12 protein-coding genes are annotated in these 23,685 nt (G+C 32.2%); 2 read left to right on the plus strand and 10 right to left on the minus strand.

Going from position 1 to position 23,685, the window contains the following annotated elements:
* Positions 1-93: 93 nt before the first annotated feature.
* The 6 genes from L1S47_RS11595 to L1S47_RS11630 form a co-directional block, all read right to left on the minus strand.
* Entirely contained in the window at positions 94-7,398 is a 7,305-nt protein-coding gene (locus L1S47_RS11595; RefSeq protein ID WP_373689075.1) for a S8 family serine peptidase, read from the minus strand.
* Positions 7,399-7,444: 46 nt separating this feature from the next.
* Positions 7,445-9,259: a S8 family peptidase gene (locus tag L1S47_RS11610; protein WP_238883706.1), complete on the minus strand. Its 1,815-nt coding sequence runs from the start codon at positions 9,257-9,259 to the stop codon at positions 7,445-7,447.
* Positions 9,260-9,370: 111 nt separating this feature from the next.
* Complete coding sequence (locus tag L1S47_RS11615; RefSeq protein WP_238883707.1) at positions 9,371-14,671, minus strand: S8 family peptidase; 5,301 nt, start codon at positions 14,669-14,671, stop codon at positions 9,371-9,373.
* 54 nt (positions 14,672-14,725) lie between these two features.
* Complete coding sequence (locus L1S47_RS11620; protein WP_238883708.1) at positions 14,726-16,507, minus strand: S8 family peptidase; 1,782 nt, start codon at positions 16,505-16,507, stop codon at positions 14,726-14,728.
* 150 nt (positions 16,508-16,657) lie between these two features.
* Positions 16,658-17,458, minus strand: coding sequence for a hypothetical protein (locus L1S47_RS11625; RefSeq protein WP_238883709.1), 801 nt, complete (start codon positions 17,456-17,458; stop codon positions 16,658-16,660).
* A 16-nt stretch (positions 17,459-17,474) separates the two neighbouring features.
* Positions 17,475-18,395, minus strand: a complete 921-nt coding sequence (locus L1S47_RS11630; protein ID WP_238883710.1) for a metallophosphoesterase family protein — start codon at positions 18,393-18,395, stop codon at positions 17,475-17,477.
* A gap of 194 nt (positions 18,396-18,589) precedes the next feature.
* Here L1S47_RS11630 and L1S47_RS11635 point away from each other — a divergent pair, with 194 nt between their 5' ends.
* The gene (locus L1S47_RS11635) at positions 18,590-18,796 is read left to right on the plus strand and encodes a hypothetical protein (RefSeq protein ID WP_238883711.1); all 207 of its coding nucleotides are present in this window, start codon (positions 18,590-18,592) and stop codon (positions 18,794-18,796) included.
* A gap of 31 nt (positions 18,797-18,827) precedes the next feature.
* Complete coding sequence (locus L1S47_RS11640) at positions 18,828-19,070, plus strand: GNAT family N-acetyltransferase (protein ID WP_373689076.1); 243 nt, start codon at positions 18,828-18,830, stop codon at positions 19,068-19,070.
* Between the two features lie 49 nt (positions 19,071-19,119).
* On the opposite strand, the gene galU is transcribed toward L1S47_RS11640, so the two are convergent.
* The 4 genes from galU to L1S47_RS11660 form a co-directional block, all read right to left on the minus strand.
* Complete coding sequence (gene galU, locus L1S47_RS11645) at positions 19,120-19,980, minus strand: UTP--glucose-1-phosphate uridylyltransferase GalU (protein WP_202765731.1); 861 nt, start codon at positions 19,978-19,980, stop codon at positions 19,120-19,122.
* Between the two features lie 113 nt (positions 19,981-20,093).
* Positions 20,094-21,668 (minus strand): [Fe-Fe] hydrogenase large subunit C-terminal domain-containing protein, encoded by a 1,575-nt coding sequence (locus L1S47_RS11650; RefSeq protein WP_238883712.1) that lies wholly within the window; start codon positions 21,666-21,668, stop codon positions 20,094-20,096.
* Between the two features lie 131 nt (positions 21,669-21,799).
* Positions 21,800-22,366, minus strand: coding sequence for a GNAT family N-acetyltransferase (locus L1S47_RS11655; protein WP_238883713.1), 567 nt, complete (start codon positions 22,364-22,366; stop codon positions 21,800-21,802).
* A gap of 101 nt (positions 22,367-22,467) precedes the next feature.
* On the minus strand, positions 22,468-23,505 hold the full coding sequence (locus L1S47_RS11660) for a DUF2935 domain-containing protein (RefSeq protein WP_238883714.1): 1,038 nt from the start codon (positions 23,503-23,505) through the stop codon (positions 22,468-22,470).
* Positions 23,506-23,685 lie beyond the last annotated feature (180 nt).

Genomic DNA, 23,685 nt, shown 5'->3' on the forward strand with positions numbered 1-23,685 from the left:
TGAATATAGGAGCCACACCTTAATAGCATGATTTTTTATTATTTACCCTGTCTACTTGACAGGGGGCAGTTCACATAAAAGACTTCTTTTTTGTTAAACCATTTTCGGTATCCTTACAAATAAATTTCCTATATTATATTCAATTTCTTCCTTAAATATCTTTTGCTTTCCCGTGTACATCGATGACATAACTGGAATTGCCATCATACCATCTAACGCCCTAATGTTATCAAAACTTTTCCTTAGGTTTACCATTCCATATCCCCAATTAGGATTAGGATATACATCTCCTGGACGTTTATCTGTTCCTCTAATTAAATAAGTCTTAACTTTAGATGCATACATAGATGGGTCATTTTTTTCAATTATTCCCCACTGCAAAATAAGTGCAGAACAGCCAGCTATAATAGCCCCTGCTACACAGGACCCTGATACTGTCTTTGTCCCTCCACCTACAGCTGTTGTAATCTGATTGATTCCTCCTGCTACAATTTCTGGTTTAATAACATTGGCCGTTGTATATCCTTTACCTGAATCAGCTACTATACTTCTATTATTTTGATTATAATATCCAACTGAAATAGCCTCCTCAGCAGTGGAAGGGCTCGTTAGTGTTATATTAGTCTTGGGATTTAAAAAACTAGTCCCAGGTGCTAATAATTCTCTTTGTAATAACCACGAATTATATTTTCCTACCACTATTAAATCTCCAATAAGCTTAAATTGCCATATGCCCTCCTTTAAATTAGTTGCAAAAATAGTAATTCTCTCATCTCCTGTGATTTCTTCTGGTATAGAATATTCTACTGTCATCTTTGTTCTTTCATATATAAAATTAATCTCTGTCTTTTCTTTAATTTTAGGCACGATTCTTTGTATGATCTCTCCAGTTGGGGATGTTATTGAAAGTGAAACCTTATCTGGTCTTGATATCCATATTTCAAAGCGTATACTCTTTTGGTTAGATCCTACTCTTAATTCAATTAAAGATGTATCCCCAGTATTTTGTATAATACCAGAAGTATGAGTACTACTATTCCCCTGATTTCCTACTGGAGTCACAACTACTACCCCATTATATTTAGAAATTTCATTTATATACCTTTCTGTAGTTGATTCTCCATTATGTGCTCCAACATTTGTACATAATGGAGCATATATTACTATGGGTTTTTTAAGTTTACTAGATAGTTGGTATAGATACCTAATAGCTGGGAAAATTGCAGAAGTTCTATATGCGATAGCATCCCCATAAACTCCAAATGCTTCTCTTCCTGCCATAGTAACAGGATTTAACTTTATAATAGCTAGACTGCTTAATGGAGCCACTCCTGTAAGATCTGGATTTACTCCTTTAGCTGCAGTTATTCCAGCCATATTTGTTCCATGCCCTACAGTATCCTTTGATGGAACTATTGTATAGGGATCCTGTCCATTTCTCTTTGCTTGAATAGCTTTATTAATTTCTTCGTTTGTATACTCGGTTCCTGCTATAAGTTTGGGATTTAGTATATCACTTTGTATTGTCTGATCCCATAAATTTAAAATTCTAGATGTACCATCCTCATTTATGAATTCTTCATTTAAATAATCTATTCCACTGCTGATTATTCCAATAATTACACCAGATCCATCAAGTTGTAGGTAAGGGCTGTTATGAAAAGTTGGTGCAGTAGATGCATCTATAGCTGATATATCACACAAAGTGTAAAGTGAACCAACATCAGCAAAAACTATTTCAGGTGTATTCCTTAGTATTTCCTCTGCCCTATTATATGGCAAGGATATAACTGCCCTTTTAAAGTCCAAAACAAATACCCCAGTTCCAGGATATTTTGAAATAGCCGATACAATATCGCCTTTATATTCAACTATCCTATTTTCATTGCCTTCTTGTATAAAATAATTAATCTTCTTAGGAGGAGGGTTTTCTCTAGTATTTATTTCAAATATTCCTCTAATATTATCAAAAACTCCTTTTAGGTTCACCATTCCATATCCCCACTCTGGATTTGGATATATATCTCCTGGTCGTTTTTCAGTTCCCCTTACTAAATAAGTTTTTATTTTAGAAGAATACATTGTTGGGTCATTTCCATGAATTATCCCCCATTCAAATAACAATGCACAACACCCTGCAACTACTGCACCAGCAACACTTGAACCAGTAACATATCTAATTCCACCTCCAACTGCTGTTGTTATTTGATTTATTCCTCCAGCTGCAATACATGGCTGAATTTCACCACTTCTTGTATAGCCTCTTCCAGAATCAACCACAATTGAGTTATTATTTTGATTATAAAATCCTACACCTATAGCAGCGGTTGCTGTTGATGGTATTGTTAATGTAATATTGGGATCTGGACTAAGGAATCTTGTATCTGGTGCTAGGAATTCCCTTGTAAGAATCCACGCATCATATTTTCCTATTAAGATCAAATCTCCTATTAGCTTAAAACGCCATATACCTTCTTTCATATTATTTGCAGTTATAATTATCTTTTCCTCACCAGTTACTTCCTCTGGTATTAAGTATTCTATACTCATTTTAGTTTCTTCAAAAACAAAATTGACTTGTAAAACTTCATTTAACTTAGGAGGTATTCTTCTTATAACTTCTCCTGAAGGAGAAGTTATAGAAAGTGCCATCTTATCAGGTTTTGATATCCATATTTCAAGAAAAATATTTTTTTGTTCTTTTCCTATTCTTAGTTCTATAATTCCAACATCACCAGTTTTTTTTATTGTCCCAGAAGTATGAGTATTACTATTCCCTTGATTTCCAGTAGGCACTACAACTGTTATTCCATTAAATGTTGATATTTCATCAATATACCGTTCTATTGTTGATTCACCATTATGAGCCCCATTATTACTCCCTAATGGAAGAAAAATTACAATGGGCTTATTAATTTTATAAGAAAATTCATACATATGTCTTAATGCTAAAAAAATAGTTGTACTTCTAAATCCTATAACATTTCCATAAACTCCAAAATCATCTCTAACTGCTTGAGTAGCTTCACGTATTTTTACAACAAACAAGCTACTATTGGGGGCTATTCCTCTTAAATCAGGATTTACTCCTCTGGCTGACACAATACCAGCCATACTTGTTCCATGTCCTACAGTGTCTTTAGAAGGTACAACTGAGTAGGGATCTCCCCCATTATTTCGTGTTTGTATTGCTCTATTAATATCTTCATTCCTATATACGGTTCCAAGTGCAACATCTGGTGATTCAGTGCTACCATCTATTGTCTGATCCCAAATTTCTAGTACTTTTGAAGTACCATTTTCATTTATAAATTCTGGATTTAAATAATCTATTCCAGTATCTATAATACCAATAATCACTCCTGATCCATCTAAAGGCAAGTAAACATTATTATAAAATTGCGTAGCTTGAGATGCATCGGTTGGAAAAATATCACATAAGGTGTACATCCCTCCAGTATCAACATATATTATTTCTGGAGTTCCTCTAGTAACTTCATTAATTTTCCCTGCTGGCACAGAAATAATTGCTCTTTTATCATCAATTAAATATACTCCTGTATTTGGAAACTTTTTTAATGCATTTACAATATCTCCTTGATACTCAATTACAAAATTTCTATTTTCTGGAAGTGTAAGATAATTAATTTTTTTCCCCTCATTACTTTCCCTTGTATCGCTAACCTCTCCCCCCCTTATATTATCAAAAACAGACTTCATATTTATCGTGCCATATCCCCATTCTTGATTCGGATAAGTATCTCCTTCTCTTTTTGAAGTACCCCTTGTTAAATATGTTCTGATCTTGGTTGAATACATTTCAGGATCATTACCTTTCAATATCCCCCACTGCAACAATAGTGCTACACACCCTGCAACTACAGCCCCAGCTACACTTGATCCACTTACTGTTGCTATACCACCACCCACTGACGTTGTAATTGCATTTATTCCTCCAGCCGCTAAATCAGGTTTTATTTCCCCACTAGTTGGATATCCTCTACCTGACTTCTCTTCAATTGAATCAAAATTTTGGTTATAATACGCTACAGAAATTGTTTCTCTAGAGGTCGATGGACTTGTTAAGGTCATATATGGATTTGGTCTAATAAACCTTGTTTCAGGTGCAATAATTTTTCTTTGAGGTAGCCAAGAATCATATTTCCCGATAGAGACATTTTCACCAGTAAGTCTAAAAATCCAAATACCTTCTCTTATATTTCTGGCTACAATTGTTATTTGCTGATCTCCACTAATAACTTCTGGAATAAAATATTGCACAAACATTCTAGTCTGTTCATATATAAAATTAATTTGAGTTGATTCATTGAGTTTAGGTGGTATTCTATCAACAATTTCACCTGAAGGAGATATAATTGACAAGGAATATATATCGGGCTTAGGAATCCATATATCGAATCTAATATCCTTTTGTTTTGCATCTATATTAAGTTCTATGCTACTAGTATCCCCTTTATTTGCTATTAATCCATAAGTATGAGTATCTCCTTCCCCTTCATTTCCAGTAGATGCTACTACAATTACTCCTCTTATTCTAGATACCTCATCAATATATCTTTCAACTGGTGCAAGTCCATTATGACCTGTCATATTAGTACCCAATGGCACGTAAATAACCATTGGCCTTCCCAACGTCTCATTTAAACTTACCAAATAATTTATAGCTAAGAGTAATGATGCTGTATGATAGGTTGGTGCACTTCCATAAACACAATATCTTCTTCTTATCCTTTCACTAATATTAATTAGTTTAACTATGGCAAAATCACACTTTGGTGCTATTACATCTATTTGAGAGCTAATTCCTCTTGCACCTATAATTCCTGCCATATTTGTTCCATGACCAACTTCATCTCTGGAAGGAACTATAGTATATGGGTCTCTTCCTGCCCTTTTCTCATTGATGGCCATATTTATCTGTTCTCTTGTAAATTCACTTCCAACCGGTTGATTCTCTACCCTTCTACCGCTATTGTTTGTCTGATCAAAAATAGAAATTATTCTTGTACTTCCATCCTTGTTCATAAACTCCTGATTCAAATAATCAATACCAGTATCAACAATGCCTACAATTACTCCCTCTCCGTCAAGTGATAAAAATTCATTACTACTAAATCTTCCTACTCCTGCTGCTTCACTTGGAGAAATCTCTGTTAGCGAAAACATAGCTCCCGGACTTCTATAAACTATAATATCGCCTAATTGATCCATTATTTCATTTACACTTTTCCCATAGGAGACTAATATAGCCCTATATCTATCTATAACTGCAACTCTTGCATCAGGTATTTTACTTACTGCACTTTCTATATCTCCATTATATTGTACATAATTAAAATCAAAATCATTGGAATTAGGATTTACTGGTTGTATTGCTTTTGAAGGTAAATTTTGTGGAATTGGAGATATATTTTGTGGAATATTGGGTTGATTACTAGACACTTGATTTTGAGGTGAATTTTGTTGTGAATTAGATATTTGAGCTTTAGGTGGTAAACTTTGTCCTGCTTGTGGCACTTGAACTTGAGGTATGCTTTGTTGAATACTAGGTGTTTGATTTTGCTGAGGAACTTGTACTATGTTCTTAGGTATATTTAGATTTATGTTTTGACGAATTTCTTTATTAAATTCATTATTGTCATTTTCTGAACTATTATTTCTTACATTAGCTACCTTTAAAAGCTCTAATGAATTATAAAGACAAACTGTTCCATATCCCCAACTTGGATCTGGATAAGTAATTTCTGTACGCTCCCGTTTTGCTCCCTTTGATAGATAATACTTAATTCTATCTCCATATAAAAACAGATCTTTTCCTTGTACTATTCCCCACTCCAAAAGAAGTGCACATATCCCTGCTACATGTGGAGATGCCATTGACGTACCTGATTTAAGATCAAAATTTCCTCCAGGCACTGTGGATCTTATTCCTTCGCCAGGAGCAACTATATCTGGTTTATCAAAAGAAATTCTGAACCTTTTCCCTCTTCCTGAAAATGAGGAAAATGCATTTGTTAAATAATTATAGCTTCCAACTGATATAGCACTTTGTACTGTAGCTGGAATCCCTAAGGTATTATACACATCAGGATTTAAAAATTTAGTACTCGGATTTATTGCTTCAGTTATAGGAAGCCACATATCATAAATTCCAAAACTTTTGTTTAACACTCTTAAAATTATTGTCCAGTTTCCACCCGGTAATACTTCTGCATTAGGTAAAAAACTTATTGTTATTTCTCCATTTATGTCGAATGGTTTTGGCCCTGTATTATAAATAATACATCTATCTACTCCAATAGTTAAATCTTTATATCCTTCATTTAAGCTTATTTGGCCAGTTCTCTGCCCTAATGGATTTGCTATTTCTATTGATAAATCAGTTAATAATGGCTTATATAACTGTAATGTTAGTGCTGGCTCTAATCCAGAAACACTTAATGAAATATTATTTACTTCACTTAATTCTCCTCCTACATGGTGAGCAGCATCTCCTTCATTTCCTGCTGCTATAACCATTGCTACCCTCTCAAGTCTACATATTGTTTCTATATATTGCTCTAAAAGGCTTGTTCCATTATGTGCTCCATCATTACTGCTAAGGCTTATGTTTATTACAAGTGGTCTATTTAATTCACTTGCTCTATCAATTAAAAACTTTATTCCTCTCATTATCTGAGTGCTTAGTGCATAGTTTAAATTTCCACCTCTTGTTGTCTTTACCATAGCTATTGAACTTTTATATGCTACACCCCAATTTTGTCTTGGAAGTCTTCCTCCTGCACAAGCAATCCCTGCTACGTGTGTTCCATGTTCAAGAGGATCTGTTACATTAACAATAGATAAAGGATCTGGAGATTTTAATGCCTCATCAATTTGCGCCTTAGTATATACTTTCCTATCTTCTCCTAAATCATATATAAATTCAATTCTAGTATTTCCTGCTTCATCTTTAAATGCCGGATGAGTATAATCAATTCCTGTATCAATAAATCCTACTAAAACTCCTTGACCTGAAAGTCCATATTGACTCCATGCATCTGTAACACATGCTGCTTTATTACTATTAAAATCTGAAGTAAATAATACCTTTGGCAATTCAATGTACTGAGCTCCTTGAAGTTCAGATATTCTACGAATATCTGAAGCCTTAATCGTTACAATTCCAAATCCAAAACCCAAATCCTCTAAGGTACCACCTATCTTATTAACTGATTCGGAAAATTCCCTTATGTTATTACCATATAAAACTACTACTTCTATATTTCCTTTGTTTATCTTTTCATTCTCTGCTAATGACGCAATCTTATATATAAGTTGATCTGGTAATTTATTTAATAGGTTAATTTTAGTATCAAGCTTATTACTATCTATAATACAACACCCCGAATAATCTCTATATAACTATAATTATTCTAAATTTTTAGTTTTGAATACTACTATTTGGTATACGAACAAATAAATTTCCTTTATAAAATTCCACATACGCATTACCTTCTTTTATTAAGCCTCTATCTTCATTAACCAAACTTCTAATATTATCAAAAACACCTTTCATATCTGTAGTTCCATATCCCCAGTCTTGATTTGGATATGTATCTCCTTCTCGCTTACCTGCTCCACGAATTAAATAGGTTTTAATTTTTGTAGAATACATAGCCGGATCATTTCCTTCAACTTGTCCCCACTGAGTTATAAGAGCAGCACATCCTGCAACTACAGCTGATGCTACACTAGATCCACTAATTACCCTAGTGCCTCCACCTACAGCAGTAGCTAATGCATTAATTCCTCCTGCTGCAATTTCTGGCTTTATTCTATTATCTCTAGTATATCCTTTTCCCGATTCCGCCACATTAGAATTATCATTTTGGTCATAGTATGCCACTGAAATTGCAGCTCTTGAAGAAGAGGGTGTGGTTAGTGTTATAAATGGATCTGGTTTCAAGAATTTTGTTTCTGGTGCCAGTAACTCTTTCGAATTCAAATATGAATCGTATCTTCCTACTACAACTAAATCTCCTGTGAGCTTAAATATCCAAATTCCTTCTTTTATATCTCTTGCAGTTATAAGAATTCTCTCGTCTCCAGTTTGAGTTTCTGGAAGTAAGTATAAGATTGACATTTTTGTTCCTTCATATAAAAATGAAATTTCAGTTACTTTATTTGATGCTGGTGGAATTCTATCGATTACTTCCCCTGACGGAGAAACTATTGAAAGTGATAACTTGTCTGGTTTAGATCCCCAAATTTCAAATCTAATATCTTTTTGGTTTGGATCAATTTTAAGTTCAATATTAGAACTTTCTCCAGTGCTTCCTATTACACCTGAAGTATGATTATCACCAATTCCTTGGTTTCCAGTTGGTACTACAAATGTAACTCCTTTTCTTGAAGATAATTCGTCTAAATACCTTTCAGTTGTAGTTAATCCATTTCTTGGACCTATGTTTGCCCCTAAAGGTATTAGTATTACTATTGGTCTATTAAGTTGCACAGATAGATCATTTAGATATTTTATTCCTATAAATAATCCTACACTTGAGTATGCTGGCGCATTTCCATATACTCCTTGCTCTTCTCTTAAACTTTTGTTCGCCTGTGCAAGAGTTACCATAGCTATCATTGCTTTTGGAGCAACACCTATTACATTTGGATTTTTTCCCCTGGCTGCTGCAATTCCAGCTATACTGGTTCCATGACCTATAAGATCTCTACTTGGAACTATTTCATAAGGGTTCTTACCTTGTCTTTTTGCATTGATAGCTCCATTTATTTCATCACTTGTATACTCTGCCCCAACGATTTCATCAAAAATTCCTATTATTCTAGTGGTACCATCCTCATTCATAAATTCTTCATTTAAATAATCAATTCCAGTATCTATAATACCTATTATAACTCCTGTCCCATCTAACTGCAGATAGGGACTAGTATGAAATAAGTCTGCTTGTGATGCGTTTAATGGAGATATATCGCAAAGAGTATAAAGTGCATTTAAACTTACACTTACTATCACTCCCGAAAGTTTATTTATAACTTCGTTTATATCTCCTGATGAAAATAATATTGCCCTTCTGTCATCCATGATAATTACTCTTGCATTTGGGATACCTTTAACCTTATTTTCTATATCTCCTTGGTATTCAACTACAAAAGATGATGCTTCCTGCCAAGGAAATTTCTCATCAAAACTCCCTGGTTTAATTATCTTCTCTCTACGTTCTATATTAAACACCTCTTATACTCACAGTATTATTATAGGATATTCAAATATTCTTTACCTAAATACAATTATTTTGATTATTTATCTCATCACTTATCATATTTTCTCTTAACTATCTTTTATTCAAAACTTCATAGGTATTCTGATAAATAGATTTCCTATATAGTACTCATTATCTCTTTTTTTAATATTTCTCATTTCTAATGACCTTACGTTATCAAATATTCCTTTTAAATCAAGCATTCCATATCCCCAATTAGGATTTGGATAAATATCTCCTTCTCTCTTGCTTGCACCTCTTATTAAATAGGTCTTTATCTTTATTGCATACATAGTTGTATCATTTTTATTCACAATCCCCCATTGAAATAACAATGCACAACAACCTGCTGTAATAGCTGCTGCAACACTTGAACCTGAAACCACTTGTGTAATTCCTCCAATTCCTGTTGTAGCCTGATTGATTCCTCCTGCTACTATATCTGGCTTAATTGTATTTTTCCTTGTATATCCCTTACCAGACGATGGAACAATTGTGTTATTATTTTGATTATAGTACCCTACTGTGATACTTTTATCTGAAGTTCCTGGCACCGTTAATGTTGTGTTAAAATCTGGATCAAGAAACACAGTTCCTGGTGCATTTAGTTCTTTTTGCAATATCCAAGCATCATATATACCTACAGTAATTAAGTCCCCTATCAAGGTAAATTGCCATATTCCTTCAACAATATTCTTTGCAAATATTATAATCTTCTCATTTCCAGTTATCTCTTCTGGAATTATATAATCAATAGCCATTGAGGTTCTCTCATATATAAAATTAATATTAACCTTTTCTTTAATTTTAGGGACTATTTTTTTAATCACTTCTCCCGTAGGTGACGTTATACTTAAAGAAACTTTATCTGGTTTAACAACCCATATCTCAAATCTAATATTTTTTTGATTCTTATCTATTTTTAATTGAAAAGTTGAAATATCTCCAGTGTTTTTAATTTTTCCCGATACATGTGTGGAGCTATTTCCTTGATTACCAGTTGGAAATACAACCACAACCCCAGCATATTTAGATATTTCTTGTACATATCTTTCAATGTAAGATTCTCCATCATGGGCACCATTATTAGTACCCAATGGAACAAAAATCACTATAGGCTTATCATTTTTCTTAGCGTAATTATACAAGTATCTTATGGCCATAAATACAGCAACACTTCTATATGCCGGTACATTGCCATATATACCATAACTGCTTCTTCCTTCATCAGGAATAGGTCTTACCTTCACTATTAATAATTCACTCTCTGGTGCTACCCCTTTAAGCGTTGGATTTATTCCTTTAGCTGACACAATTCCTGCCATGTTAGTTCCATGTCCTATATAATCCTTTGAAGGAACAATTAAATATGGATCTTGTCCATTTTTCTTAGCTTGTATTGCTTTATTTATATCTTCTCGTGTATACTCTACTCCTAAAATTAAGTCTGATTGTTCATCAGAATTTATTGTTTGATCCCAAATGGCTAGTATTTTAGAGGTGCCATTTTCATTAATAAATTCCTCATTTAGATAGTCAATTCCAGTGTCAATTATTCCAATAATTACTCCTTTACCATTTAAATTGAAATATAAATTGTTATGAAATACATTTGTATTAGCTGAATCTTTAGGAGATATTTCTGAGAGGGTATATGCAGCTAAAGAATCTGCATATACTATTTCCTTTGTTTCTTTTATGACTTGATCTATTTGATCTATTGGAACTGTAATAGCTGCTCGCTTTTCATCTATTATATACACATCTGTATTGGGATATTTGCTCATTGCTTCAACAATATTTCCTTTATATTCAATCAATATTCCTCTATTATTAGGCTTCACGAAATAGTTAATCTTTTTTGTCTTCTTTGGAGGCAATTCTCTTTTCAAATCATCTCTTATACTTCGAATATTTTCAAAAGTTCCATATATATTTAACATTCCATAACCCCAATTGGGATTAGGGTAAACATCGCCTGGTCTTTTTTGGGTTCCTCTAAGTAGATAAGTTTTTACCTTTGATGCATACATGGATGTGTCATTCTCATCGATAATTCCCCATTGAAATATTAATGCAGCGCAAGCTGCTACTACTGCTGCTGCAACACTAGAACCCGATACATATTCTACTCTTCCGTTTGCAGTTGTTGTTAATTGCCTAATTCCACCTGCTGCAATATCTGGTTTAATCACATTATTTCTTGTATAACCTCGTCCAGAATCAACTGCTACTGAATTATTGTTTTGGTTATAATAGGCTACACTTATGGCTTGCTCAGATGTAGCCGGTATTGTTAATGTTGTATAAGGGCTTGGTTTAATAAATCTTGTATTTGGTGCAAGATATGCCCTTTGAAGTATCCATGCATCATATCTTCCAACAATAATTAATTCACCTATCAATTTAAATTGCCATATTCCCGCTTTCATCCCTCTTCCAATAATGGTTATTTTCTCATCCCCAGTTAGATTTTCTGGAATCAAATACTCAACTATCATTTTTGTTTCTTCATACAAAAATGCTATATCTGTTATTTCATTATTTTTGGGTGCTATTTTACTAATTATTTCTCCTGTTGGAGATGTTATCGAAAGGGAGACCTTATCAGGAGTTGATATCCAAACTTCCACTCTAATATCTTTTTGTTTTTCTCCAACTATTAACTCTATTATTCCTATATCTCCTTTTTTCTTTATATATCCCGAGGTATGTGTATTGCTATTTCCTTGATTTCCTGCAGGAACAACTACTGCAATTCCACTATAATTTGAAACCTCATCAATATAGTTTTCAATTGGAGACCCTCCATTATGCGCTCCATTATTACTTCCAAGTGGCGAATAAATAACAATTGGTTTATTTAATTTTGAAGCAAAATTATATAAATAGCGAATGGCTAATAAAAAAGTTGTGCTTCTATAACAAACTACATCTCCATAAACTCCATAATACTCTCTTACTGCCTTTGATGCGGGTTTTAGTTTAACAATTACAAGTTCAGTGCCTGACGCAGCTCCTTGAAGTACTGGATTTACCCCTCTTGCAGCAATTATTCCAGCCATTTTAGTACCATGACCTATTTCATCCTTAGTTGGTACAATTGCGTATGGATCTTGACCATTTCTTTTTGCTTCAATTGCCCTATCTATTTCTTCTTTAGAATATACGGTCCCTTGAATCAATCCTGTTTTTTCTATATCTCCTTCAATACTCAAATCCCAAATAGATTGTATTTTTGTTTTTCTATCTTCATTAATAAACTCTTCATTTAGATAATCTATCCCTGTATCTATAATCCCTACCAAAACCCCTGAGCCATCCAATGGCAAATATTCATTTTTATAAAATAAAGGGGCTCCTGACGCATCGATTGGAGAAATATCACTTAATTCATATATTGATCCAGGATCAAAGGCTATAATTTCCGGAGTATTCTTTACTACATCTATTGAAATGTTAAAGGGTGCAGAAATAATTGCACGTCTATCATCAATTATATACACCGCTGTATTAGGATATCTTTTGGCAACACTATTTATATCTCCTTTATATTCAATTACATAATTACGGTTATTATCTTCTAGGAAATAATTAAGTTTGGGTTTTGATACATCCTCTCTCTTTTTTTCTTGAAGTCCTCTTATATTATTAAATACAGATTTCATATTAATAGCACCATAACCCCATAATGGATTAGGATATACATCTCCAGCTCTCTTGGAAGTGCTACTTATCAAGTAGCTTTTAACCATTATTGAGTATAATCCTTTTTCATTTTCTTTAATTATGCCCCATTGCAGTATTAATGCTATACACCCTGTAACTACTGCTCCTGCTACACTTGAGCCAGATATCGCCCTCACCTCTCCATCAGTTGAAGTTGTTAACGCATTTATTCCTCCTGCTACTATATCTGGCTTAATATTGTTGTCCACTGTATAGCCTCTCCCAGAATTTTCTTCTAGGGTGTTATAATTTTGACCGTAAAACCCAACAGATATTGCCGCATTTGAAGTGGATGGTGTTGTTAATGTTATATAAGGGTCTGGACTTAGAAATCTTGTTTCTGGCGCTAATAATTCTTTTTGTGGTAACCATGCATTATATTTTCCAGTTGCTACTATATCCCCTAATAATTTAAAACTCCAAATACCTTTCTTGATATTTCTAGCTATTATTAAAATTTTTTCATCTCCACTTACCTCTTCTGGAATAGAGATTTTTACAAACATTTTTGTTTTTTCAAAAATAAAATTGATTTCACTAGCTTCATTTATATTAGGAGAAATTCTTTCAATTATTTCCCCCGATGGAGAAGTGACTGATAATCCATATTTATCTGGTCTTCCTACCCATATCTCAAATCTTAAATTTTTTTGTTTATCATCAACATATAATTCTATAGTGCTAGTGTCCCCTTCATTGACTATTTCTCCACTTGTATGAGTATTTCCTGAACCCTGATTTCCAGTTGGAGTAACCACAACTAATCCTCTAGTTTTAGATATTTCTTCTATATATCTTTCTGATGTTGAACTGCCATTATGTCCAGACATATTTGTTCCAAAAGGCATATAAATAACCATAGGCTTGCCTAGTTTAAATTTCATTTTAAAAAGATAATTCATTCCAAGCATTATACAAGGAAATGAAAATGCAGGCACATCACCATAAATACAAAATTTGTCTTTTGTCCTTTCATCAATTGTTGCTAGCTTAACTATAATAAATTCACATTTGTCTGCTACACCTTTCAAATTAGGATTAACACCTTTAGCTCCAATAATACTAGCCATACTAGTACCATGTCCTATCTCATCCTTTGAGGGAACTATTTCATAGGGATTCTTACCTTCATCCTTTGCTAAAATAGCTCTGTTTATATCTTCTCTTGAAAATTCACTTCCTATAGGTTGATTTTTAATTAATTTACCGCTACTATTTGTCTGATCAAAAATAGCTATTATCCTACTTGTTTTATCATCGTTTATAAACTCTTTATTTAAATAATCTATTCCAGTATCTATAATTCCTATAATTACACCATTACCATCAAGATTTAAATCTGCTTTACTATATAGTGCACCTACCCCTGAAGCATCAATAGGAGTAATATCACATAAAGTATGTATTCCTCCTGGACTAACGTAAATCACTTGTTCTCCTAGTTCTTTAATAATTTCGTCTACATCTCTTTCTACTCCTATTATAATTGCTCTATTTTTATCTATTACAGCAACTCTAGCTCCTTTGATTTTACTTATAGAACTTTCAATATCTCCATCATATTCAATATAGCTATACTCAACTTCCTCTTTTATTCTAGTAGCATCTAAATTTTTATAATTATGAATATTCCTTTCCTTTCCCTTCTTTGACATCCCTAGCGACTCTCCTTTTACTTGCTCTTAGTAATCACCAGAATGATAACTAATTTATTGGTTGATCTGTGGCAACCTAACAAATAAGTTCCCTATATAATATTCATCTCCTGAATCTTCATCTATGCTTCTTAATGCATCAAATACACCCTTCATATTTAGCAGGCCATAACCCCATTCAGGATTTGGAAATATATCACCTTTTGGTTTAGTTGCTCCCCTAGTTAGATAAGTTCTTACTTTTGCAGAATATATTGCTTTATCATTTCCAAGAACTTCTCCCCACTCTAGTATTAATGCTACACAACCAGCTGTAACTGCTGATGAGGCACTTGTCCCGCTAACTATTTGAGTGCCTCCTCCAACTGCTGTAGTTATTACATTAATCCCTCCAGCTGCAATATCTGGTTTTACTCTTCCATCCCTTGTATATCCCCTACTGGATTCCTTAACGATAGTATTATTGTTTTGATTATAAGTTGCTACTGAAATGGCCCCTATTGAAGCTGCTGGTGTCATTAACGTTAAGTATGGATCACTTTCTAAGAACTTAGTACCTGGCGCAATTAATTCTCGTTGCATTAAATAAGCATCGTATCTTCCTATTATTATTACCTCTCCAGTAAGTCTAAAAACCCAAATCCCTTCCTTTATATTACGTGCATTAATTATAATTCTTTCTTCTCCCGTAACTTGTTCTGGGATATAATATCCTACATATAATGTAGTATTTTCATATAAGAATTTAAGTTCTGTAATCTTATTACTTTGTGGCATCACTCTTTCTACCTTTTCTCCAGTAGGTGAAATTATTGAAAGTGTTAATTTATCTGGGCTGTTTATCCATATTTCAAACCTCATATTTTTTTGTTTTGAATCTATTTCCAATTCTATGTCTGATGTATCTCCTGCTTTTTTAATCTCACCTGATGTATGTGTATCCGAATCTCCTTGATTCCCAATTGGCACTACAACTGTTACACCTCTAACTCTTGATATCTCACTTATATATCTTTCAAGAAATGATTGTCCATTCCTTGGTCCAGCATTACCCCCTAATGGTAATAAAATTACAATAGGGGTTTCTAACTCACCAGCTAAGGCATATAAATATTTCATCCCCAAAAATAAAGCTACAGTTGAATATACTAACGGATTTCCATATACCCCAAACTCCTCCAATAATTTTTTTTCTGCTGGAATTAGCTTTACTATTGCAAAGCTACATCCTGGTGCTGCACCTATTAATTCCTTATTTTTCCCTCTAGCTCCAGCAATACCTGCCATTGCTGTTCCATGTCCAGATTCATCCTTTGATGGTACTATCTTATAAGGATCTCTTCCTTGCATTTTTTCTTTAATAGCTCTATTTATATCTTCTCTTGTATATTCACTTCCAATCGGTTGTCCTTCTACATCTTTTCCTTGAAAAATAGTTTGATCAAATATTGAAATAAGTCTTGTTGTACCGTCGTAATTTATAAATTCTTCATTTAAATAATCTATTCCAGTGTCTATTATTCCTATAATTACGCCTTTTCCGTCCAGTTGTAAGTAGGGACTATTATGAAATAAATCTGCCTGAGAAACTTCAATTGGAGAGGTATCGCAAAGTGTATATAATCCATTTGGATTTACATATACTATGAGATCGTATAACTTATTTATAACTTCATTTAAATCGCCAATTACTGCAAGTATTGCACGAGTATCATCTACTATGAAAATTCTTACATTACTCATATCTTTCAAAGGTGTTTCTATATCGCCTTGATATTCAATTATTGTGTAAGCAGCATTTTCCCATGGAAAACTACTATCAAATAGTTGCGCCATTCAATACAAACTACCTCCAAAAAATATTTCTTTAATATAAAATATTCAAGTCATACATTTTTAAAACTATATTGTAAAAAGAATGCTAAATAGTTCAAATGAAAAAGTCTGTTTAATCCATGAGAATATTCTCAAAGATTAAACAGACTTCTATATCTTTATACCCCTCGCAAAAAAACTAATTATATAAGTAATTATTGAAAGAATTACAGCTACTAACAAAACTCCAGTTAATAGAATATTATATCTTATTACATTTATTTCTGAAATGTATTTTGATAATCCAAAAATATTTAACGTAAGTAAAATAATAAAAATAATGCCTAAACCTCTTGATGCTCCTTTTATGTCTGCGGAACTTAATGATATATGAGAAGAAATACATATTGAAATAAATAAGAATAAATAAAAGTACGGATTTCTAAAATTCTCTAAAGAAAAAATACTTTTAAACAACTCAATATATGAATTTATAGTTCCCTGAGCCATTGAACTATTTAATGTTGTAACCTTAAGTCCACTCTCTAATATTTGAATTAGTTTATTATAGGACTTAGGTATAATAAAATGCATTAATGCAATAATTGAAAAAATTCCTCCAAAAATAGGTGCTATACCAATAAAAAAATTCCCAACCTGCTGATATACACTGTTTTTGCTATAACTATGATTTACATATCCCATAACTCCATTAATATCAGGTTTTTGAAGTAACTTTATACTATTTATTCTATGTCTAAAAAGTACTGCTAAGATTGCATGGCTAATCTCATGAATCGGAACCCCGATAAAACCAGTAATCATTAATGCTTTACTGCCAAAACTCCTTTGAAAATTTTTCAAAGTATTATTTCTTAATACACCTAGTAATAATCCAATTATTATCACTATTCCTGTTAAATAAAATGTTTCTAAAATTGTTTTAATAATTAATTCTACAAAAATATTCATCCTAGGTAATCACCTTTCAATTATATAATTTTCTTAGTTCCCTATCTCCTTCTCTTCTTAGCCAAGTCTTAATATCCGTTGGATTAGCTTCATTAACTAATATTACTCTTGCCCCACGAGGAATTTTCGAATCTCCATACCCTCCATAGCCTGTGTACCCTGCATACCCAAGTAAAATCCCCTTATATTTCACAACAAAATTATTAAAATGATCATGACCTACAAATACCCCTATTACATCTTTTGTGTTGATGAGAACACGAAAAAGTCCTCCACATATGTTTATTAAAGGTGAATCTATTGAATCTAATTTTTCTCCTTTAGGTTTCCCACGTCTCCACGCCTTTTTATATTCTGGCAGTGGTATATGGAAATACATTAATGAAGGTATTATTTTATTATATCTTTGCTTTAACCCTAAAGCTATTTTTCTATACCATAAAATCTGAGTTAGTTTTATCCAATTATATCCCCCCACAAAAAATGGGGCATACTTACCTGAGTCAATAAAGTAGAGGTTTAAAACAGGTGTTTTATTTTTACTTCCTTCCACAATAAGATTATAATTTCCTACTCTATCAAAAGTTCTATAACCAATTTGACTTATATTATATTTGAAACTCATATAAAACTTCATCATTTCTTCTTTTGACATAACACCATGTTCATCATCATGATTTCCAAAAACTATAGTCCAAGGTATTTTTCTATTCTCCATAGGTGACGCTATGTGAGAAATTGCCAGCTTAACATCTTGAGCAGTTTTGCATTTACCATCTATATTATCTCCTGTTAAGACCACAAGATTAGGCTTTTCATAATCCAATATCTTTCTCATTACACTAATTCCTTCATCTAATTCTGGTCCTTCATGAATATCAGTAAATTGAACTATTTTAAACTTACCTTTGGTGTCAAACTTAAGCAGAAAATCCATATTAAATCCCCTTTATAATTGATATTATATTATATGAAAATGGTTTTTAACTGCTTATTAAAATACAATATATCATAATTTATCTGTATTAATGTTTCAATAAAGTTAAAATATATATTAATATTATTTACTGAAGTAATTCATAATGATATAATTTCTTAATATATTGCCACTTGTAGGAGGATTAGATTAATATGAATGATGACATAAAACTAAGTTTTTTTAAAGAAAAATACAAAAATGATTTATTTAAATTTTATCTTCCTGAAGATATAGAGATATTTACTTCTATGCCTAAAAAGATTTTATCTTCACCTATATTAGATGAAGATAAAAAAGCTGTTGTCATCTTACTAAATGGAATCCCAATTGGTTTTTTGGGATTACACTTAGGGCGATGAAGTTTTAGAATATAAAAATAACCCTAACGCCATACTTCTTCGTTACTTCTCAATAAATTACCCATATCAAGGAAAAGGCTATGCTAAAAAGGCACTAAGACTTTTACCAAGTTTCATAAAAAATAACTTCATGGGAATAAATGAAGTACTACTTGGAGTTAACGAAAGAAATATACCTGCTCAAAAATTATATGAGAAATCTAGTTTCAATGACACTGGTTTAAGAAGAATGGGAGCTGTTGGTCTACAATATGTATTAAGCTTAAATTTATAAATCTAATAAAAAAAGCCCTTAGAAATATCATTCTACGGGCTTAAATATATTACTGAAGTGTTTTAAAATATGCAAGTAAGTTTTCTTTTAAGTCTTCTCTTTTTAATGCATAATCAATATTTGCTTGTAAAAATCCAAACTTATCACCAACATCATATCGTTTCCCTTCAAAGCAGTAGGAATATACTGCTTCTGTATTAGATAATTCTTTTAATGCATCTGTTAATTGTATTTCTCCACCTTTTCCTGGTTTTGTATTTTCAAGAATTTCAAATATGTTTGGAGTTATTATATATCTTCCAAGGATAGCTATATTTGTAGGCGCTTCTTCAACCTTTGGCTTCTCAATCATATTCTTAACTTTATAAACACGATCTTCAACCCTTAAACCATCTATAATTCCATACTTACACACATCTTCTTTATTAACTGGTTGTACTCCAAGTATAGTAGTTTTATACTCATTATAGCAATCAATTAATTGCTTAAGACATGGAACTCTGCTATCTACAATATCATCTCCAAGCATTACAGCAAATGGTTCATTGCCAACAAAGGTTCTAGCTCTGCCTATAGCATGCCCCAATCCTTTAGGTTCTTTTTGACGTATGTAATGTATGTCAACCATATTTGATATCTTTTTTACTAGTTCTAATAATTCTTCTTTATGATTATTTTCAAGTTCATCCTCAAGTTCAACAGATTTATCAAAATGATCTTCAATAGCTCTTTTATTTCTACCAGTAATTATTAAAATTTCTTCTATTCCCGAAGCTACAGCTTCTTCGACAATATATTGAATTGTAGGCTTATCTACTATAGGAAGCATTTCTTTAGGTTGCGCCTTTGTAGCTGGTAAAAACCTTGTTCCGAGCCCAGCTGCTGGAATTACTGCTTTTCTCACTTTCATAATATACACTCCTTCTATTAATTATAAATTAATATACAAATAAATATTAATTTACCAATGTATTATTATAATGTGACAATTGTGTAATTTTTATGTGAAATAAGCTAAATAAGTTAACTCTTTCTTTTATTTCTTATTTTTTCATCTTCTAGTATAGAGGATCTATCTTGGTGTTCTGTATACAGTAAACTTTTAGCGTTCTCCTCACCTGGTTTACCAATATAATTTCTATAAATCTCTTGCATAGTACAATTTTCATCAGAAATTCTAATACTAGATGCTTTATCAATGGCCTTTAGCACATCTGCTCTTAATTTTATATAATCTTCAGTCAAAAGCTTATCATTAGCACTATCAAAATACAGCATATTTATTGCCCCTGCCCTACAAATTTTACTACAAAGCGTACATCCAACACACTTATCAGGTAAGCTTGCTGCACTTCCACTTGGTTTATGATATATGGCTCCAGTAGGACAATTTAATATACAGGTATTACATCTTATACATAGCTTTTCATTAATATTTGATTTTTTCTTAATCTTCCTTGTACCACCACCATTCACACATCCACCTGAGCATCCCATAACCTCAATAAGTATATATTCCTTCCACTTTGAATTGCTTATGAATTTATCAATATCTTTTAATCCGTTTAATACTGCTACTTTTCCTTGACTCGTTCCAATTGTGACCATAGCTTCAAAAACATTTTCATATCCATTAACCTGAGTAAATTCTATGTCATCAACCTTTACTTTTTCTCCATTTAAGTACTTTTCAACAACTCTTAGTATAGAATTTACAGTTCCACCTGATATGCCTGTTAATGCTGCAGCTCCAGTATGTTCTTCCATAAGAATATCTGGTTTTTCATCAGGTATTGCAGTAATATTTATTCCTCGTTCTCTTAATAACTCCGCATATTCTCTTATAGTTAATACTACGTCTATATCTTTATAACCATCTCTTCCCATATTAGCTCTTGAAGCCTCATATTTAGCACAAGTGCATGTGCTTATAGCAACAGCAAAAATATTATCTGGCAATACATTATAGCTCTCTGCAAAATATGTTTTTATTAATGTTCCCATCATTTGTTCAGGCGTTTTAGTTGGCAAAATATAATTAATTATTTCAGGATGAAAAATTTCCACATAATTTATCCATGCTGGACAACAGGAAGTAAATACAGGTAGTTTTTCCTTGCTTGATAATCTCTTAATTAATTCATTTCCTACTTCTAGGGATATCATATCTGCACAAAATGCTGAATCAAAGACTCTTTGAAAACCTAATTTTCTTGCTGAAGCTGATATTTTCCCATAAGTATCAGTTCCAATAGGAAGATTGAACTCTTCTCCTAATGTAGCCCTTACTGCAGGAGTTGCTGTTGCAATTAGATATTTGCCACTCGTTAAAGCTTCATTTACTAAATTAATATCATTTCTTGCATTTATTGAAGAAGTTGGACATGTTGATGTACATTGGCCACAAAATATGCATGCTGATGCTTCAAAGCTCTCTTTTTTAGGCTCAACAGTTTTTCTTACCCCTGCTATAGATCTTAATACTGATGTCCCTGTAGCCCTTGCACATGTAAATGCGCACGCTGTACATCCAATACATTTTCTCTTATCGATATTTATAATTTCTTCTTGCCTAGTAGTTCTTTTTGACTTTCCCATATTATCACTCCGTATTTCTTATATATTTATAGTTACTTTTTATATCCCTTCATTATTACTTGTATAAAAAAATAAAAAAGATTAGCTCAAATTTATTTGAGCTAATCTTTTTATGAAATACTATAGATTGATTACTTAGTCCATTCACATTTAAGAATTGAATAAATAAGCTGATTATATCTAGCATCATTAATCCAATAATGTTCTCTTAATGCCCCCTCTAACTTGAATCCAAATCTTTCTAGCAGTTTTATTGACGCTATATTATTTGAAGACGTTGTAGCATAAACTTTATTTAAGTTAAGTTCATCATGTTCCCAAATAGTTTTTAATAAATCTCTTAGCAATATTTTCCCTAACCCTTTTCCTCTATAATCCTTAGGTAGATAATAACCAAATTCTGCACTATGATTTCTTTTATTAAAATCAAATAGTGATATTCTACCTAAAGGCTTACTTGTTTTTTCTTCTACGAGCACATATACTTTTATTTTTCCTTCTGAAATTCTATTTATTGTACTACTTAAATACTCCTCTAAAGATTTATATTTCATTATTGGTCTACAAGTAAAATTCTCAAGTTCCTTCTCATGTAAGTTCCAATTGTATAATGTTTCAATATGTCCATAATTTAAGGGGATAAGTTTGTACTTATTGTCAATTAATGATTGGATACCTACCCTTTCAGATTTATCCATAGATATACTCCTTATCTTTTTCTATATATTATACCATTTCTTGTAATATGAATTTAAAATTCCTCCTGGATATTAAAGTCTTCAGGAGGATTTCTATATAATTATTGTTTATATTTATCTAATAATCTTAAATAGTGATTTGCCTCGCGCAAAACGTGGTCTGAAAGCAATGGAAGTATTAAAGATTTAATTTTACATTCTAGTATTCCTTGAGTTCCTTGTGCTTTAAAATCTCTTAATTCAGTAGTTGCCTCTATACTCTCATTTGTAACATCATCTAGCGGCATTACATTATCCATAGCATCTTTTGCTGCCTTAGTAAGTTCATCAAATTCATTTGCAAATTCATTTGCTTTTTTAATAAGATCGTCTTCTGATGGATCAAGCATTCCTCTAATAAATTTTGCATGTTCACCCATAAGATTATTCCAGGTTGACTCTTCTTCATATGCTTCCTTTTCAAGGTCAACATCTTGTCTACTTTGTAATTTCTGAATCATTTTATAGTAATCTTGAGCTTCATGTATTAAATGTCGAAGCATAGTTGGATAAATATTAGTTGTAACCATTTTACATGCCTTAATATTACCTAAAACATCTCCCTTAAATTCTGCAAATTCCTCTAATAAATCTAAAGCCGTTTGATTAAGTATAAAAACTCTACGCTCTATTGCAGCACCATCCATATTAATATCCTTCTTTGACCCCATTTCCATTCCTGGCTGCATTGCTGCATTCTGCTCACCCATTTCTCCCTGCTGCATAGTCATATCCTGTTGCATCATGGGATTTTGCTGAGTTATCATATTGGGTTTCATCATATTTTGATTTATCATACCATTTGTTTGATTATAATTAACTGATTTTAATATGTCTGCTCTCTGTCCTAATTCAATTTGGGTAAGCTCTGTTGCAATATCCACGCCAGTAAAATATTGAGTAGCAATTTCAGCCTTTAAAGTAAATGGTGTTACTAACTCTCCTGATTTCATAACTTCTGGCCTTACTACTCCACTAGACATTCTAAGTACTTCACTGAATAATCTATCAAATCTCCTTCTAAACATATCTGCCTGTTTCATATACTCTACATCTTTTGGAGTAAAGCTTAATTGTAGAAACAATGCATGCTCTTTCATAATCCTTCCGAAAAAAAGATGTAATTCCAGTGACTGATTTATAAACTTGGAACTAGATATCATATTTGCCCCTTTTAATTTAATAATTAATCATTGATTCTATTATATGTTTGTATTCAATACTTGCTACAAAATTTTTATTCCATACTAACATTATTAAAATTGACTTTGTTTTTAATA

This window comes from Clostridium sp. YIM B02551, from assembly GCF_022324735.1.
GTDB lineage: Bacteria > Bacillota > Clostridia > Clostridiales > Clostridiaceae > Clostridium_T > Clostridium_T paridis.

What these genes read in the sequence shown, in the direction of transcription:
- L1S47_RS11635 (WP_238883711.1), top strand. Translation starts at nt 18,590, where the DNA reads ATGAATGATGACATAAAACTAAGTTTTTTTAAAGAAAAATACAAAAAT.
- L1S47_RS11620 (WP_238883708.1), bottom strand. Translation starts at nt 16,507, where the DNA reads ATGGCGCAACTATTTGATAGTAGTTTTCCATGGGAAAATGCTGCTTAC.
- L1S47_RS11625 (WP_238883709.1), bottom strand. Translation starts at nt 17,458, where the DNA reads ATGAATATTTTTGTAGAATTAATTATTAAAACAATTTTAGAAACATTT.
- L1S47_RS11650 (WP_238883712.1), bottom strand. Translation starts at nt 21,668, where the DNA reads ATGGGAAAGTCAAAAAGAACTACTAGGCAAGAAGAAATTATAAATATC.
- L1S47_RS11615 (WP_238883707.1), bottom strand. Translation starts at nt 14,671, where the DNA reads ATGTCAAAGAAGGGAAAGGAAAGGAATATTCATAATTATAAAAATTTA.
- L1S47_RS11630 (WP_238883710.1), bottom strand. Translation starts at nt 18,395, where the DNA reads ATGGATTTTCTGCTTAAGTTTGACACCAAAGGTAAGTTTAAAATAGTT.
- L1S47_RS11655 (WP_238883713.1), bottom strand. Translation starts at nt 22,366, where the DNA reads ATGGATAAATCTGAAAGGGTAGGTATCCAATCATTAATTGACAATAAG.
- galU (WP_202765731.1), bottom strand. Translation starts at nt 19,980, where the DNA reads ATGAAAGTGAGAAAAGCAGTAATTCCAGCAGCTGGGCTCGGAACAAGG.
- L1S47_RS11660 (WP_238883714.1), bottom strand. Translation starts at nt 23,505, where the DNA reads ATGAAAGAGCATGCATTGTTTCTACAATTAAGCTTTACTCCAAAAGAT.